Here is a 14,881-nt window from a genome sequence, read left to right on the forward strand (position 1 = left end):
CACTCTGAACGGGAGGGGGAATCGTTCCAGCATGGACGAGGCGGAGATAGGCATTCCAACATCCATTCCAATCACGACAGGATCCCGCATTCTGCGCGGACGCAGCCTGTTGTTTCCAATCGTGGGACTGTTGATTCTGACGGTCCTGGTCACCATGGGTGTGGGATATTTCATCAATTATCCCTTCCTCTACGAATCCTTGCACAACAAAGCCCGCATCGAAAACGAGGCCCGGGCCGCCCAGATCGGCTTTCATGTGGATCACGAGGCCGGGGGGCTGATGCAACTGGCCCATGTGGTCTCCCGGGATGGAGAACTGCAAGAAGCCCTCACCCTCCACGCCCAGGACTTCAACCGTCTGATGCGCAAAGTGCTGTTTCTGGCCGAAACCATTCATGGGGTGGATCTGGTCGGGGTGATCGATCCGGAGGGCAAAACCCTGTTCAGCACCGAAGGCTCGGACACGGACGACGCCTTCCCCAAAGAAACCCTGCAAAAAAGCCTCAAAAGCGGTGGCCATCTGCTGGCCACCACCATCAACCAACGCTGGTCCATCGTGGCCATGACCCCCATCATGGTGCAACGCAAAACCGTTGGCATTCTGCTGTTGGGTCGCTGGATCCATCCGGATCTGGCGCGACGCTCCAGCACCGAAGGCTCGGTCAATATCGCCATCGGCGGACCAGCCGACATGCTGGCCAGCACCTTGGACGCCACGGAATGGCCGGTCCCGGATCCCGCCCGGATCCGCACCTGCCTGAATACCACCACCCCCATCACCCAACTGATCGAAGAGTATCGGGGACTCTACTACTCCCCCATGCTGATCGTGGGCAAACCCTTCTGTCTGATCCTGCCTCTGGATACCGGTTCCATCCGCATCACCTTGCAAGATCACGGGGTGCGTCTGGCCTGGTCCTCCCTGATCATCATTTTGATGATTCTGGCCTTGGGATTGACCGTCCACTTCCTGATTTTGCAACCCCTGAACCGCCTGCGCAACAAGGCGTTGATCCTGGTGGAGGTGTGCTCCAACCAGAAATTGCAGGTTCCCCAGTTGGTCAACGTGGAAAAAGGCAACGAAATCCAAATCCTCGATCAAGCCTTCGAGACCGCATCCACCGCCATCTACTCCTACATCGGAGAGTTGCACCACCAAAAGGAACGTTTCGAGGACATGGCCATCCGGGATCCCCTCACGGGTCTGGGCAACCGGAGACTGTTCACCCAACTGGTGGAAAAATCCCTGGCCGTCTGTCATCGCTATCAGCGGCGCATGGCGGTGATGTATCTGGATCTGGATCATTTCAAGCCGGTCAACGACACCCTGGGACACGACATCGGCGATCTGTTGCTCAAGGAGGTTTCCGGTCGACTGAAGCACGCCCTGCGGGATTCCGATGTGGTGTTTCGTTTGGGCGGGGACGAATTCGCCGCCTTGTTGCCGGAGTGCGCCGAAGGGGAGACCGCCCGTCTGCTGGGAGAGCGACTCATTCAGGATGTGGCGCGTCCGTATCTGCTCAAGGGACATGATTGTGTCATCGGGGTCAGTGTGGGGGTTTCCATCTATCCGGATCACGCCACCACACTGGAAACCTTGCTCAAACACGCCGACGTGGCGTTGTATGCCGCCAAGGAGGCAGGACGGGGTGTCTGCCGTCTGCACGGCGACCCCCCCAACCAATCCCCCACCAGCCACCACTAAAAAAAGGGGGGTCACCCCTTATCCATCTCCCGCACCAGTTCCGCGCCGAAAGGCTCCAAAATCTCCACCAGCACGCCGAGATGCTCCGGATACCGCAGCCGGACAAATTCGGCCTGACGCTCCAAAACCCAACGGGCCACCGCCAGACGTGACAACTCCGGACTGGCCTTGCCCAGGGCGCGCAAGGTGCGGTCCAGGGCCTGGGAGAGTCGGGACAAGGCTTCCACCCGTTCCAACGGCTTGACCTCTCCCCCCTTCACCGCCTCCACCGCCTCTTTGTGCAATCCCAAATAATCCTCCAGCAAGGCGCTCACCAGCCGCTCCCGCCGATTGCCCACCAGGCAGGCCGCCGCCTGATCCCATGGCCCGGAAGACGGGTTCACCTCCCAGTCCACACCCTGTTCCCGATCCCCGGCACGCCACCGGCGGGCGGTGCTTTCGGCAATGCCATGTTCCCGCGCCGCCTTGGCCAGATTGCCGCCGTTGTCCCGGTAGGCCATGCGCACGGCATGACGCATCGTCTCGCCGGATCCTGAACTTCTGATTTCGTCCGCGACATTTTCAACACAGGTATTATTTTTCATGGATCCTGTTCCGTATCAAGGTCATTTACAGTCTCCTCTGCACGATAAATCCTTGATGATCCTATGAAAAAAAATACCCGCCCAAAAGGTGAAGGAGTTCGGCGCGCCATCCCCCCCACGCAAGAATCCGTGTCTTTTGCAACAAACCCCGTTACCTTTCAACACAATCTTATGCTATTCTAAAAAAGCATCTTCAATCGGTCTGTCAACCGCGTCCCACCACCGTTCACGACAGCATCAACCCGCTGTCAAACTCCGGAGGAACGTTCGCGACCTGAAACGACCGCAACACACAGTGATCCGGCACCACGGGGTGGAACGACAATGGCAACCAGTGAAAATGGCAAGAAAATCGGCATCATGGGTGCCGACAAGGATGGATGCGAAATCCTGGAACTCTTCTCCCATAACAAAAGCGTGGAAATCCTGTTCGTGGCCGATACCGACTCTGCGGCACCGGGCTTGGCCATGGCCAAAAAACTGGGCATCAAAACCTTGACCAAGCCCGAGGTCGCCTTGAAAAATTTCAAAACCGACCTGATCATCGACTGCACAGGCTCCCCGGAAACCCTGCGCATGATCACCGATCTGGTTGGGCAAGCCGGTGTCATCCCCGGTTCCGTGATGCTGATGCTGCACAAGGTCTTCAGCGAACAACGGGGTCAGGCCAATCATCAGGTTTTCTCCGATCTGGCCGGTGTCCGCCAGGAGATCGACCGCAACACCCGTGACGTTTCCAAAACCCTGCACGGCATCGAAAAAATCTCCAACGAACTGGAAGTCTTGGCCATCAATGCCGGCATTCAGGCCTCCCGGGCCGGCGAGTTCGGCAAGGGGTTCGCGGTGGTGGCGGGGGAAGTCAAAAGCACCGCCCGGGTGGCGCGGGATCTGGCCGGAGACATCGACCGGGTCATCAGCGAAATCTCTTCCATGTCCAAAAAGATCGATCAATCCCTCAAGAAAGTGCTGTGAGTACGGATCACGGCCCCTTGCTTTCAGGCAGGGGCCTGGTCACGCCACACTGGACAAAATCGCGTAGATCTGACGCTCGGTGAGGGCATTGTCCCGCGCCAACTGTCGCACCCCCGTACCCGCGTCGTAGCGTCGGACGATCTCCCGGTTGCGGGTACGGCGCAACAGTTCCGCGGCCCGCACCACGGTCAAGGTTTCCCCGCCGAAATGATGGGACAGTCTGCGGGCCTGTTCAAATCCCAGCATGGTCACCAGTTTGTGTTGCACCCGCAGTTTGCGCGGCACGAAAATCCGGGTGCCCCCGCAGGCATTCACCAACTGCAACGCTCCTTCCCGCCCGATCACCTCGGCGATCTCCTCCAAAGAACCCGGCAGATCCTCTTTCAAGATCAACTCCAGACCACTCATCACGCCACCTCCTCCACGCCGACCGCTGACGAGCCTGTTCCTGGCAGATCCATTTCCGGATTCAGGCTTTCCATTTTGAGTTCGTACCAGAACAGATCCTTTTCCACCCGACGCACGCCCAGCACTCCCAGGCGTTCATCGGTCCAAGCGCGCATCGCCTCCCGGTTGACATCCTCTCTGACCCGGATTCCCTCCACCACGCCCAATTCCTTGATCCTGCCCAAAACCTGTGCCCAGGTACCCCGGCCTTGGGGTTTCAATTCGCTGGATTTGCGAAAGCCCAGCACGCCAAATGACAATTCGATTCCCCGTCGTTTGGCGAACAGTGCTTCCTTGTTGAATTCGGCGAAGGCCAGCAGTCCATTGGCCAGGGATTCCAGACGGGCGCGACGGGGCGCGGAAAAGGCCGCCGCCGACCGTTTGATCCGATCGATACTGGCGTTCATATCCGCCTCGATGGCGTCGATGCTGCGTTTGAGTTGCGCGATCTCCCCCAGCACCCCATTGGCTTCCTTCAGATCCCGCACCACCACAAGGTTGTCCGGTTTGCTGCGTTTGCTGACTGTCATCCTCGCCTCCTGTCCTTGATTGGTTCGGTTTTTGATTAATCCCTGCCAGAAATACTCGGATTTTGCATGCGCATTGTCAAGAAAAAAGATTTAAAAAATTACTGTTGCTTACAATCATGAATCATTTATAATCCTTATTGAATTGCATGACAGGCATTATTGAAATATAAGATGTTCAACCCGCAGGATACCAGAGTTCGGTTTTTGATTTTCAGCGAGGAGCGCAGCCATGAACCACAAACAATCCATCCCCGGATTCACCCAACGTCTGTTGTCGCTGATCGGCAACGATCCCCCTTATGCCTGGGCGATTCGCATGGGTATTCCCAAGGCCACCATGCATGGGTTGTTACGGCAGGCATCCCCTTCCACGGCCACGTTGTTGAGGATTGCGGAGGGGACGGATGTTTCCATCAATTGGCTTTTGACCGGACGGGAGCGGGTGTCGGGGGGATCGAGGGGGAGGGTCGAAGCGGTGGAGGAGTCGGAAAGATGGTTGGCGCCGGAGATTTGGGGGGAGGAGGAAGGGGCGGATGGGGGATCGATGCCGGGTATGTGGGTGATGGTGGATGGGGATGGCATGGAGCCGTTGTTGCGTTGCGGGGATTGGATGCGGGTGGATCCGCGGGAGAATGCGGTTGGCGGGGATGGGATTTATCTGTTGGAGGTGGAGGGGAAGAGGATTCCCAAGCGGTTGCAGCGGGGGTTGGGTGGGGAGGTGCGGGTGGGGTGTGACAATCCGGCTTATGAGGATGTTGTCATACCTCCGGAACGGCGGTCACAACTGGTGATTATCGGTCGTGTGGTCTGGATCAGTCGCAGAATTTGAAGTCAGGAAAAAATCCCGAGTCAATCGCCCCTCCACTATTGGAGGCTGTCGTCAAAACGGGGATGGGAATTGGGAAAATTCAATTGGGAACAATAAAAATAATCTCATCAGGATACACCAAACCCAAATCACGACGCGCCACCCCCTCAACCGCCGTGGGATCCTTCTCCAAAAGCCGAATCTCCTCCTTCAACTCATGAATGCGATTCTCCACCTCGTTGACCTCCGAACGCACGGAAATCAACTCCTTCTCCGTCTGCCGCCACCGCACCAACCCCTGCCCGCCAAACCATAACAAATACTGCGCCCAGGCATTGGCCACCAAAAGCGCCAAACCCAACAACACCCCCTTGGATGTTCCCTGACTCATGTCGTACACTCCCTCACATCATCCACCAACCACCATTCCAAGAATGAACCGATCATGACCATCGAACACACCACCACCGCCGAAAAATTTCTCGACTTCGCCATCCAGGCCGATGTGCTGCGCTTCGGCACCTTCCAAACCAAAGCCGGACGATCCAGCCCCTATTTTTTCAACGCGGGACTCTTCCACGATGGACGCCTGCTGGCCCAACTGGGCAGCTTCTACGCCGAAACCCTCATGAACGCTCAAACCCCGTTCGATATGCTCTTCGGCCCGGCCTACAAAGGCATCCCCCTGGCAGCGGCCACAGCCATCAGCCTGGCACGGGATCATGACAAAAACCTGCCCTTTGCCTACAACCGCAAGGAAACCAAAGACCATGGCGAAGGGGGCAACATTATCGGCGCACCGCTGCAAGGCAAGGTGCTGATCGTGGATGATGTCATCAGCGCCGGAACCTCGATCCGCGAATCGGTGGAGTGGATCCAACAGGCCAAAGCCACCCTGGCGGGCGTGGTGATCGCCCTGGACCGACAAGAACGTGGCACCGGCTCCACCAGCGCCACACAGGAAATTCAAACCACCTATCAGGTTCCGGTCATCGCCATCGCCCGACTGGAAGACCTGATCCGGCTGCTGGCGCGCAAACCCGATCACACACAACAACTGCAATCGATTCTGTCCTACCGGGAACAGTGGGGTGTGGCCTGAGACGCCCTCAACGGCAACCGCGCAACGCCGCCACAGCCTTGCCGCTCCCCTTCAAGGGGACGGCAAAATCAAAGGTCTTGGTACCGTTGGAAAAACTGATACGCATCTCGCCCCGCTTCTGGATCATGGCCAAAAGCTCCTGGGTATCCTCCAGATACTGCCATCGCCAATAGCTGTCCTTGGCATCGGCGTCCGGGACGAAAGGTATGCTGCGCGGCTTGCTGTTGTCGAAGGAGATCAACACTTTGTCACGTGCCAATCCCACTTTTTCACGTTCCGTGAACAGCTCGCCGTAATAATCCTCGGAAGGAAACAAAGCCAAGATCGCCTGATGATCCCGTTCGTTCTTGGCCAGCAGGATCTCCAGCTTGCAAGCCCCCTCGACCTTGCGCACCGTGAACCGACCGTTCTTGTAGACCTCCTTGTAGGAGTTCTCTGCGCCATGGCCCGTCCATGGTAATAAAAGAATCAACGCCGCCGCGAAAATCCGGGAAACCCCCATGCCACCGACCTCCTTTCAACCCGCGATGAACGCCCAGGCGCTACGCCATGAGCCCGCTCTGCCCGACGATCCATGATGCCGTTTTCGACGCGACACGATTCCACGTCCAGGCGTCACCAAAGACATTCGCCCGTCAGGGCAACTGGCGGTGACCAGCTAATCATGATAGAAAGATACGTTTTTCACAAGGCCCAGATCACCAAAAAAGCAAAAAAGGAAACACCATGGCCACGAACCGTTCCGCGCTTTTCCAGAAACAGATGCAACAACGCATCCTGGTACTGGATGGCGCCATGGGCACCATGATCCAGGGTCACGACTTGAGCGAAACCGATTTTCGCGGCAGTCGCTTCTCCGCGTACCCCTCGGAACTCAAAGGCAACAACGATCTGCTCTGCCTGACCCGACCGGATGTAATCCAGGGCATCCATGCCGCCTACCTGGACGCCGGAGCCGATCTCCTGGAAACCAATTCGTTCAACGCCAACGCCATCTCCCTGAACGATTACGGCATGTCGGAGTTGGCCTTCGAGATCAATCTCGCCGCCGCGCGTCTGGCCCGGGAAGCCGCCGACCGGGCCACGGCAGTCACCCCCGACCGCCCCCGCTTCGTGGCGGGAATTCTCGGTCCCACCAACCGCACCGCCTCGATTTCGCCGGATGTCAACCAGCCGGGATACCGCAACGTCACCTTTCGGGAACTGGTCAGCGCCTACGACACCGCCATCCGGGGACTGGTGGAAGGGGGCGTGGACGCGCTGATGGTGGAAACGGTCTTCGACGCCCTCAACTGCAAGGCGGCGCTGTTTGCCATTCTGGCCTTCAACGAGGGACGGGCCGATCCATTGCCCATCATGATCTCCGGCACCATCTCCGACCGCAGTGGCCGGATCCTCTCGGGTCAGACCATGGAGGCGTTCGTCCACGCCACCGCCCACGCCAATCCGGTGACCATGGGACTCAACTGCGCCCTGGGAGCCGAACAACTCCGACCCCATCTGGCCAATCTGGCCCGGGTTTCCGACGCCTGGATCTCGATTCATCCCAACGCCGGCCTGCCCAACGAAATGGGCGGCTACGACGAAACCCCGGCAGCCATGGCGGCCACCATCCGGGAGTTCGCCCAGGCGGGATGGATCAATCTGGCGGGCGGCTGCTGTGGCACCTCGCCGGCATTCATCCGCGCCATCGCCGAGGCCGTGGCGGATCTGCCCCCCCGTGTGCGTCCCACCCCTTCCCGGTTATGTCGGCTCTCCGGCCTGGAGCCTTTGGAAATCGGCGGAGAGGAGACCTTGTTCGTCAACGTGGGGGAGCGCACCAATGTCTCCGGATCCCGCAAGTTCGCCCGTCTGATCCGGGACGGCAACGACGAAGAGGCGGTGGAAGTGGCCCGCCAACAGGTGGAAGACGGCGCGCAGATCATCGATGTCAACATGGATGACGCCATGCTGGACGCTCCGGCGGCCATGACCCGTTTTCTCAACCGTCTGGCGGCGGAACCCGACATCTGTCGCGTGCCGGTGATGATCGACTCCTCCCGCTGGGAGGCCATCGAGGCGGGATTGCAGTGTCTGCAAGGCCGTGGGGTGGTCAACTCCTTGAGTCTCAAGGAAGGAGAGGAACGTTTCCTGGAACAGGCCCGCCTCACCAAAAAATATGGCGCCGCCGCCGTGGTCATGGCCTTCGACGAACAGGGTCAGGCCGACACCCTGGAGCGGCGTGTGGCCATCTGTCGTCGCGCCCACGATCTGTTGATCACCCAGGCGGGCTTTCGGCCCGAAGAGATCATCTTCGATCCCAATATTTTTGCCGTGGGCACGGGCATTCCGGCCCATGACCGGTACGCGGTGGACTACATCGAGGCGGTACGCCGCATCAAGACCGAGATGCCGGGGGTGTTGACCAGTGGCGGCGTGAGCAATGTCTCGTTTTCCTTCCGGGGCAACGAGGTGATCCGGGAGGCGATGCATGCGGTATTTCTGTATCACGCGGTGGCCGCCGGGTTGGACATGGGGATCGTCAACGCCGGGCAACTGGCGATTCTCGAAGAGATCGAGCCGGAGTTGAAAAGCCGCGTCGAGGATTTATTGCTGGCCCGACGGGAGGACGCCTCCGAGCGGTTGCTGGAACTGGCCCAGGGTCTGAAAGAGCGGGAGAGCGGCGGCACCCGGGAGCGGATCGAAGAGCAGGCTTGGCGCGAACTGCCGGTGACGGAGCGGTTGATTCACGCCATGGTCAAGGGGTTGGACGCGTTCATCGAGGCGGATGTGGAAGAAGCGCGTTTGGCGATCGCCGATCCTCTGGCCGTGGTGGAAGGGCCGCTGATGGCGGGCATGAACCGGGTGGGAGAGTTGTTCGGCGCGGGCAAGATGTTTTTGCCCCAGGTGGTGAAAAGCGCACGGGTGATGAAAAAGGCGGTGGCCCATCTCACCCCGTACATCGAGGCGGCCAAAAGGGCGGGGGGCGCCACGGCGACCGCCAAGGGACGGATTCTGCTGGCCACGGTCAAAGGGGATGTCCACGACATCGGCAAGAACATCGTCAAGGTGGTGTTGCAGTGCAACCATTACGAGGTGATCGACGCCGGAGTGATGGTGCCGGGGGAAGTGATTCTCGATCAGGCCCGGGAGCATGGGGTGGACATCATCGGTCTGTCGGGTCTGATCACCCCTTCTTTGGAGCAGATGGCCCTGATCGCCACCGAAATGGAGCGGCGGGGGTTGAAGCTGCCCTTGATGGTGGGCGGTGCAACCACGTCACCGTTGCATGCGGCGGTCAAGATCGCGCCCCACTATTCCGGGGCGGTGATTCAGGCGCGGGACGCCTCCCAGGCCGCTTCGGTGGCGGCCCGTCTGCTGCATCCGGAAAAGTGTCTCGCCTTCGTGGCCGAGGTGCGGGCCCAGCAGGCGGAGTTGCGTGAACAGTACCGGCAGAAGAAGAGTCCCCGCGCCATTTTGCCGTTGAGTGTGGCCCGGGAGCGTCGTTTTGTGTGGAACTGGCAAAAAAATCCTCCGGTTCCGGCCCGATTTTACGGAGTGCGGGTGATTGCGGATCAGCCCCTTGAGGATTTGGTGCCGTTCATCGATTGGACGCCCTTTTTTCAGGTTTGGGATCTGCCGGGGCGTTTTCCCGACATTCTCAACCATCCGGAGCGTGGAGAGGAGGCCAGAAAGCTCTTCGAGGATGCGCAACGGAGTCTGGAGGGGATTTTGACCCATCGAACCATTCGCGCCAGTGGCGTTTTTGGACTTTTCAGGGCCAACGTGCTGGAAAACGAAACCATCGCCCTTTACGGGGAGGATGCCGCCGACGGACCGCTGGGGGTGGTGCGCATGGTGCGTCAGCAGGCGGCGCGTGCCGAGGGTCAGCCGCAGCTCTCTTTGGCGGATTTCATCGCCCCGCGAGAAAGCGGAATCCAAGACACGTTGGGTCTGTTTGCCGTGACCGCCGGGTTGGGATTGGATGAGGTGGCGAATCGGTTGGAGGCGAGCGGGGACGATTACGAATCCATCATGCTCAAGGCGTTGGCGGATCGGTTGGCCGAGGCGTTCGCCGAGCAGTTGCATCAGCGGGTACGGCGGGAGTTCTGGGGGTATGCGGCGGATGAGGCGTTGACCCATGCGGAGTTGATCCGGGAGAAATATCGGGGCATTCGTCCGGCTCCGGGCTATCCCGCCTGTCCGGATCATGGGCAAAAGAGGGTGATTTTCGATTTGTTGAATGTGGAGGCTGAAACCGGGATCCGCTTGACCGAGAGTTTTGCCATGCATCCAGGGGCGGCGGTGAGTGGTTTTTATTTCGCCCATCCGGAGGCGGATTATTTCCGGGCGGACGGGTTGGGGCGGGATCAGATCGTCGCGTATGCGCAAGCGTCAAACGAGGACGTGTCACAGGTCGAAATGCGACTGGTGAATCATCTGGGATACGCCCCCTGACACGTGCCACGCTCCACACGCCCCCACCATTGAAAAAAAAGCGGGGGTCTGGGGAATTCCTCCCCCAGGAATGTGACTTTCGCCTTTGACTGTCGCGCACTTTTACAAAAATCAAAATATTAACGTCAAAATCCTGGGGAAGGAATTCCCCAGACCCCTTCTTTTTTTCAATGGGTGTCGGGTCCGGAGAACATCTTCAGCGCCACAACAGCTTGACCCCGACGATCAACAAGAAAAAACCAAATCCCTTCTTCAACCGCGCCGGATCCAACGCATGCGCCAAATGCACCCCAACCGGGGTGGTCACCAACGTCCCCGCCACAATCCCCAAAAACGCCACCGGCACCAAAAACCCCAAAGATCCCTCCGGCAACGACGGATCATGCCACCCGGCCTGAATGAATCCCAAACTCCCGGCCAACGCCAAAGGCACCCCAATGGCCGAAGACGTACCGACCGCCTCTTGCATGGAAATCCCGGAAAGCAACGTCAAAGCCGGCACCGACAACGTTCCCCCCCCAATCCCGAACAGACTGCTCAATCCTCCGATTCCCACCCCGATCCAAGGCGCCACCGATTCCGAAAGCGCCACCCTCTCCACTTCCCCCCCATTCCGGGAACGGAGCATCTTCAACCCGACGAAAATCTCGAACAGACCAAAAAGCATAATCAAAATCTTGCCGGACATGGCCGCCGCCAACTGGGAGCCAAGCCACGCTCCCAACAAACAACCTGGGGTATACTGACGCACCAATCGCCAATGCACCGCACCACGCCGATGATGACCCCAGGTGGACGACACATTGGTGATCACAATGGTCGCCAACGACGTACCCACCGCCAACTGCATGGAGATGACCGGATTGATACCATCCAGATAAAACAAGAACAACAAAACCGGCACAATCAAGATCCCCCCGCCCACACCGAACATGCCGGCGATCACCCCCGAGGCCAACCCGCACACCACAGAACCCAAAAAAAGAAAAGACATGGCACAATCCGCAACCATCCAAGGGTGAACACGAACACCCGAAAATTCTATCCCATTCTTTCCACCGGAACCATTGCCATTCGACAAAAAAAGAGCCACGCTCCCGGTTGAACTTCCCGATCATGCGCCTTATCTATTGAAACGACACCAACCCAAAAAGAGCGGCCCCAATCGCCCTCCACAGCCCCCCAGGAGGAAAGACCACCATGCATACTCTGCGCTTTCTTCTCTTGATGGCAGGACTCACCGGCCTGTTTCTCGCCATCGGTCAAATCATCGGCGGTCACAACGGCATGCTGATGGCCCTGCTGCTCGCGGCGGGAATGAATTTCTGGGCCTGGTGGAACTCGGATCAGGCGGTTTTGTCCATGTACAACGCCATGGAGGTCGGCCCCCAACAGGCCCCGGAACTGTATGGCATCGTCCGGGAACTGGCACGCCGTGGCAATCTGCCCATGCCCCGGGTCTACATCATCGACGACCCCTCCCCCAACGCCTTCGCCACCGGACGGGATCCGGAACACGCCGCCGTCGCGGCCACGACCGGCATCCTCAGCATTCTCAACCGGGAAGAACTGGCCGGAGTGATGGCCCATGAACTGGCTCACGTGCAACACCGGGATATCCTGATCGGCACCGTCACCGCCACTCTGGCGGGAGCCATCACCACCCTGGCCAATTTTGCCGGACTCTTCTCCTCGGGCCGCTCCGAAGACGGAGAAAGCGAAGGTCGCGGCTGGATCGGTGAAATCCTGATGCTGATTTTGGCGCCACTGGCGGCCATGCTGATTCAGATGGCGGTCTCCCGCTCCCGCGAGTACGGCGCGGACGAAGGCGGCGCCCAACTGTGCGGCAATCCCTTGTGGCTGGCTTCGGCCCTGCACAAACTGGAAATCGGCAGCCAACGGATTCCTTTGAACGGTGCGGAGGAAAATCCGGCCACTGCCCATCTGTTCATCGTCTCGCCCCTTTCCGGTGGTCTGGTGGCGGGACTCTTTTCCACCCATCCTCCGATGGAGGAACGCATCGCGCGTCTGCAAAGAATGGCCCACTCCCGATGATCAAAATCGCTCCTTCGATTCTTTCCGCCGACTTCTCCCGTCTGGGTGAAGAGATCCGCGCCGTGGAACAAGCCGGCGCGGATTACATTCATGTGGATGTCATGGATGGACACTTCGTGCCCAATCTCACCATCGGACCTCTGGTGGTCGAGGCCATTGGCCGGGTGGCCACCCAACCTCTGGATGTCCACCTGATGATTTCTCCGGTGGATGTATACATTCCGGCCTTTGTCAAAGCCGGAGCCAACATTCTCACGGTCCACGCCGAAGCCACCCTCCACCTGGATCGCACCTTGAACCTGATCCGCGAATCCGGTTGCAAGGTGGGACTGGCTCTCAATCCGGCCACGCCCCTGTGCAATCTCGGCAACGTGCTGCATCTGCTGGACATGGTGGTGCTGATGAGCGTCAATCCCGGCTTCGGCGGCCAATCCTTCATTCCCCACGCCCTCAACCGCATCCAGACCGTGCGCCGCATGATCACCGACCGGGGATTGAACATCGAACTGGAGGTGGATGGCGGCATCAAACCCGACAACATCCACGCCGCCGCCCAGGCCGGAGCCAACGTGTTCGTAGCCGGCAGCGCGGTCTTCACCCAGCCCGATTACGCCGCCGTGATCCAGGCTTTGCGGGCGAACGCCTCGGCATGAAATCCACCCTCACCCCACCACGCGCCACCAACCCCCGCCGTCTGGCCGTCCAGGCCGGGACACGCGACAAGCCGGTCCCGACGCATGAACGCCCCGACCTGCCAGCCGTCGCCGCCCCGCCGCCGCGTGCCACCAACCCCCGCCGTCTGGCCGCGGAAGCCGTCACCCGGGTGACCCGGGATGGTCTGGCCCTCTCCCTCGACGACTCCCGACTGGCCGGACTCGATCCCAGAGACCGGGGACTGGCCCTGGAGATCGCCGCCGGCACATTGCGACATCTGAACTTGCTGGATGCCATTCTGGATTCCTGCATGCCCCGCCCCTTGGCCAAGGGCAGACATTTCCTGCGGGCCGTGCTGCGTACCGCCTTGTATCAGGCCCGATTTCTGCGGGTTCCGGCCCGGGCCGCGATCCACGAGGCGGTGGAACTGGTGAAGGACTCCCCGGATCGACCCAAAGCCGGATTCGTCAACGCCCTGCTGCGCACCGCCACCAACGTGGAACCGGCCACCATCCTCGATCGCCAAACCGATCCCGTGGACCGCCTAGCCCTGGAACACGCCCATCCCCCCTGGCTGACCCGCCGCTGGTGGCACAGCCTGGGCGAGGAGGCCACCAGAGCGCGCTTGCTGGCCAACAACACCCCGCCACCCCTGGTACTGCGGGTCAACAGGCTGAAAAGCGACCGGAACGCCCTGCTCGCCGCCCTGGGCACCCGGGGCGCTCCCCACCCCTTTGCCCCGGATGGGATGATCGTCACGCCATCCGGTCCGGTGGAAGCCTTGCCCGGTTATCGGGAAGGATGGTTCGCGGTGCAAGACGCCGCCGCCCAATGGCCAGCCCGTCTGCTCGGTCCCCAACCCGGCGAGGAGATTCTGGATCTGTGCGCCGCCCCCGGTGGCAAAACCGCCCAACTCGCGGACCTCACCGGCAATCAGGCCCGCATCCACGCCGTGGACAACAGCCCCTCCCGCCTGAAAACCCTGACGGAAAACCTCACCCGCCTCGGCATCCAACAGGTGACCATCACCGCAGGCGACGCCACCCAGCCGGACCTGCTGGCCGGTGAAACGTTTGACAAGATCCTCGCCGATCTTCCCTGCACCGGGACCGGCGTGATCCGCCGCCATCCGGAGATCAAATGGCGCCGCCAGGAGGAAGATCCCCGCCGCATGGCCGCCATCCAACAAACCATCCTGGAAAACTGCGCCCATCGCCTGCGCCCCGGCGGCCTGCTGGTCTACGCCGTCTGCTCCCTGGAACCGGAAGAAGGCGCGGAACGGATCCGGGAATTCCTGTCCACCCATCCCCACTGGCACCGCCTGCCCATCACCCCCCTCGAACACCCCGCACTGCCCCCCGCCGCCATCACCCCGGATGGCGACCTGCGCTTTGAACCGGCCCGAGATGTCATGGATGGCTTTTTTATCGCACGATTGAAGAGGGATTGAAAAGATTGAAAGGCAAAACCCTGGGGGATGAATCCCCCAGACCCCCTCTTTTTTTTCAATAGTTTGAAAGAAAAAATCTTTAATTATAACCATACCGAAAAAAAATGCGGGGGAAACCATCTCCCCCGCATGAACCA

Annotated in this window: 14 protein-coding genes; 8 read left to right on the plus strand and 6 right to left on the minus strand. The window is 59.8% G+C overall.

The genetic code is table 11. The features are described from left to right. The first annotated feature begins 31 nt into the window (after nt 1–31). On the plus strand, nt 32–1,705 hold the full coding sequence (locus tag HQL98_02215) for a GGDEF domain-containing protein (protein MBF0270877.1): 1,674 nt from the start codon (nt 32–34) through the stop codon (nt 1,703–1,705). An 11-nt stretch (nt 1,706–1,716) separates the two neighbouring features. Here the strand turns inward: HQL98_02215 and HQL98_02220 are convergent, their stop codons facing one another. Continuing rightward, nucleotides 1,717–2,289: a DUF1804 family protein gene (locus HQL98_02220; protein MBF0270878.1), complete on the minus strand. Its 573-nt coding sequence runs from the start codon at nt 2,287–2,289 to the stop codon at nt 1,717–1,719. 324 nt (nt 2,290–2,613) lie between these two features. Between HQL98_02220 and HQL98_02225 the strand changes: the two genes are divergently transcribed. Further along, on the plus strand, nt 2,614–3,261 hold the full coding sequence (locus HQL98_02225; GenBank protein ID MBF0270879.1) for a hypothetical protein: 648 nt from the start codon (nt 2,614–2,616) through the stop codon (nt 3,259–3,261). A 39-nt stretch (nt 3,262–3,300) separates the two neighbouring features. Here the strand turns inward: HQL98_02225 and HQL98_02230 are convergent, their stop codons facing one another. Both HQL98_02230 and HQL98_02235 read right to left on the minus strand, forming a co-directional pair. After that, nucleotides 3,301–3,669 carry a hypothetical protein gene (locus HQL98_02230; protein MBF0270880.1) on the minus strand — a complete coding sequence of 123 codons (369 nt, stop codon included), beginning with the start codon at nt 3,667–3,669 and terminating at the stop codon, nt 3,301–3,303. Continuing rightward, nucleotides 3,669–4,238, minus strand: coding sequence for a host-nuclease inhibitor Gam family protein (locus HQL98_02235; protein ID MBF0270881.1), 570 nt, complete (start codon nt 4,236–4,238; stop codon nt 3,669–3,671). The genes HQL98_02230 and HQL98_02235 overlap by 1 nt, the downstream gene beginning before the upstream one ends. 229 nt (nt 4,239–4,467) lie before the next feature. Here HQL98_02235 and HQL98_02240 point away from each other — a divergent pair, with 229 nt between their 5' ends. Beyond that, on the plus strand, nt 4,468–5,067 hold the full coding sequence (locus tag HQL98_02240; protein MBF0270882.1) for a helix-turn-helix transcriptional regulator: 600 nt from the start codon (nt 4,468–4,470) through the stop codon (nt 5,065–5,067). A gap of 79 nt (nt 5,068–5,146) precedes the next feature. Here HQL98_02240 and HQL98_02245 read toward each other — a convergent pair whose 3' ends face one another. After that, nucleotides 5,147–5,437, minus strand: a complete 291-nt coding sequence (locus HQL98_02245) for a septum formation initiator family protein (protein MBF0270883.1) — start codon at nt 5,435–5,437, stop codon at nt 5,147–5,149. A gap of 54 nt (nt 5,438–5,491) precedes the next feature. Between HQL98_02245 and pyrE the strand changes: the two genes are divergently transcribed. Next, entirely contained in the window at nt 5,492–6,148 is a 657-nt protein-coding gene (pyrE, locus tag HQL98_02250) for an orotate phosphoribosyltransferase (protein ID MBF0270884.1), read from the plus strand. 7 nt (nt 6,149–6,155) lie between these two features. Here pyrE and HQL98_02255 read toward each other — a convergent pair whose 3' ends face one another. Beyond that, nucleotides 6,156–6,650: a hypothetical protein gene (locus tag HQL98_02255; protein ID MBF0270885.1), complete on the minus strand. Its 495-nt coding sequence runs from the start codon at nt 6,648–6,650 to the stop codon at nt 6,156–6,158. Nucleotides 6,651–6,874: 224 nt separating this feature from the next. On the opposite strand from HQL98_02255, the gene metH reads away from it, so the two are divergent. Next, nucleotides 6,875–10,585 carry a methionine synthase gene (gene metH / locus HQL98_02260; protein ID MBF0270886.1) on the plus strand — a complete coding sequence of 1,237 codons (3,711 nt, stop codon included), beginning with the start codon at nt 6,875–6,877 and terminating at the stop codon, nt 10,583–10,585. A 196-nt stretch (nt 10,586–10,781) separates the two neighbouring features. Here metH and HQL98_02265 read toward each other — a convergent pair whose 3' ends face one another. Next, entirely contained in the window at nt 10,782–11,579 is a 798-nt protein-coding gene (locus tag HQL98_02265; protein ID MBF0270887.1) for a sulfite exporter TauE/SafE family protein, read from the minus strand. A 206-nt stretch (nt 11,580–11,785) separates the two neighbouring features. Here HQL98_02265 and htpX point away from each other — a divergent pair, with 206 nt between their 5' ends. Genes htpX through rsmB form a run of 3 tightly spaced genes read left to right on the plus strand, consistent with a single transcriptional unit; the run spans nt 11,786 to nt 14,744 of the window. Next, the gene (gene htpX / locus HQL98_02270; GenBank protein ID MBF0270888.1) at nt 11,786–12,640 is read left to right on the plus strand and encodes a zinc metalloprotease HtpX; all 855 of its coding nucleotides are present in this window, start codon (nt 11,786–11,788) and stop codon (nt 12,638–12,640) included. Beyond that, nucleotides 12,637–13,293, plus strand: a complete 657-nt coding sequence (locus tag HQL98_02275) for a ribulose-phosphate 3-epimerase (GenBank protein ID MBF0270889.1) — start codon at nt 12,637–12,639, stop codon at nt 13,291–13,293. Before htpX ends, HQL98_02275 begins: the two co-directional genes overlap by 4 nt. Next, nucleotides 13,290–14,744, plus strand: coding sequence for a 16S rRNA (cytosine(967)-C(5))-methyltransferase RsmB (gene rsmB, locus HQL98_02280; GenBank protein MBF0270890.1), 1,455 nt, complete (start codon nt 13,290–13,292; stop codon nt 14,742–14,744). Before HQL98_02275 ends, rsmB begins: the two co-directional genes overlap by 4 nt. Nucleotides 14,745–14,881 lie beyond the last annotated feature (137 nt).

Source organism: Magnetococcales bacterium (assembly GCA_015231755.1).
Taxonomy (GTDB): domain Bacteria; phylum Pseudomonadota; class Magnetococcia; order Magnetococcales; family Magnetaquicoccaceae; genus Magnetaquiglobus.

Excerpts from the sequence above, each read along its gene's own strand:
- HQL98_02215 (MBF0270877.1), top strand. The coding sequence starts at position 32 with ATGGACGAGGCGGAGATAGGCATTCCAACATCCATTCCAATCACGACA.
- HQL98_02220 (MBF0270878.1), bottom strand. The coding sequence starts at position 2,289 with ATGAAAAATAATACCTGTGTTGAAAATGTCGCGGACGAAATCAGAAGT.
- HQL98_02225 (MBF0270879.1), top strand. The coding sequence starts at position 2,614 with ATGGCAACCAGTGAAAATGGCAAGAAAATCGGCATCATGGGTGCCGAC.
- HQL98_02230 (MBF0270880.1), bottom strand. The coding sequence starts at position 3,669 with ATGAGTGGTCTGGAGTTGATCTTGAAAGAGGATCTGCCGGGTTCTTTG.
- HQL98_02235 (MBF0270881.1), bottom strand. The coding sequence starts at position 4,238 with ATGACAGTCAGCAAACGCAGCAAACCGGACAACCTTGTGGTGGTGCGG.
- HQL98_02240 (MBF0270882.1), top strand. The coding sequence starts at position 4,468 with ATGAACCACAAACAATCCATCCCCGGATTCACCCAACGTCTGTTGTCG.
- HQL98_02245 (MBF0270883.1), bottom strand. The coding sequence starts at position 5,437 with ATGAGTCAGGGAACATCCAAGGGGGTGTTGTTGGGTTTGGCGCTTTTG.
- pyrE (MBF0270884.1), top strand. The coding sequence starts at position 5,492 with ATGACCATCGAACACACCACCACCGCCGAAAAATTTCTCGACTTCGCC.
- HQL98_02255 (MBF0270885.1), bottom strand. The coding sequence starts at position 6,650 with ATGGGGGTTTCCCGGATTTTCGCGGCGGCGTTGATTCTTTTATTACCA.
- metH (MBF0270886.1), top strand. The coding sequence starts at position 6,875 with ATGGCCACGAACCGTTCCGCGCTTTTCCAGAAACAGATGCAACAACGC.
- HQL98_02265 (MBF0270887.1), bottom strand. The coding sequence starts at position 11,579 with ATGTCTTTTCTTTTTTTGGGTTCTGTGGTGTGCGGGTTGGCCTCGGGG.
- htpX (MBF0270888.1), top strand. The coding sequence starts at position 11,786 with ATGCATACTCTGCGCTTTCTTCTCTTGATGGCAGGACTCACCGGCCTG.
- HQL98_02275 (MBF0270889.1), top strand. The coding sequence starts at position 12,637 with ATGATCAAAATCGCTCCTTCGATTCTTTCCGCCGACTTCTCCCGTCTG.
- rsmB (MBF0270890.1), top strand. The coding sequence starts at position 13,290 with ATGAAATCCACCCTCACCCCACCACGCGCCACCAACCCCCGCCGTCTG.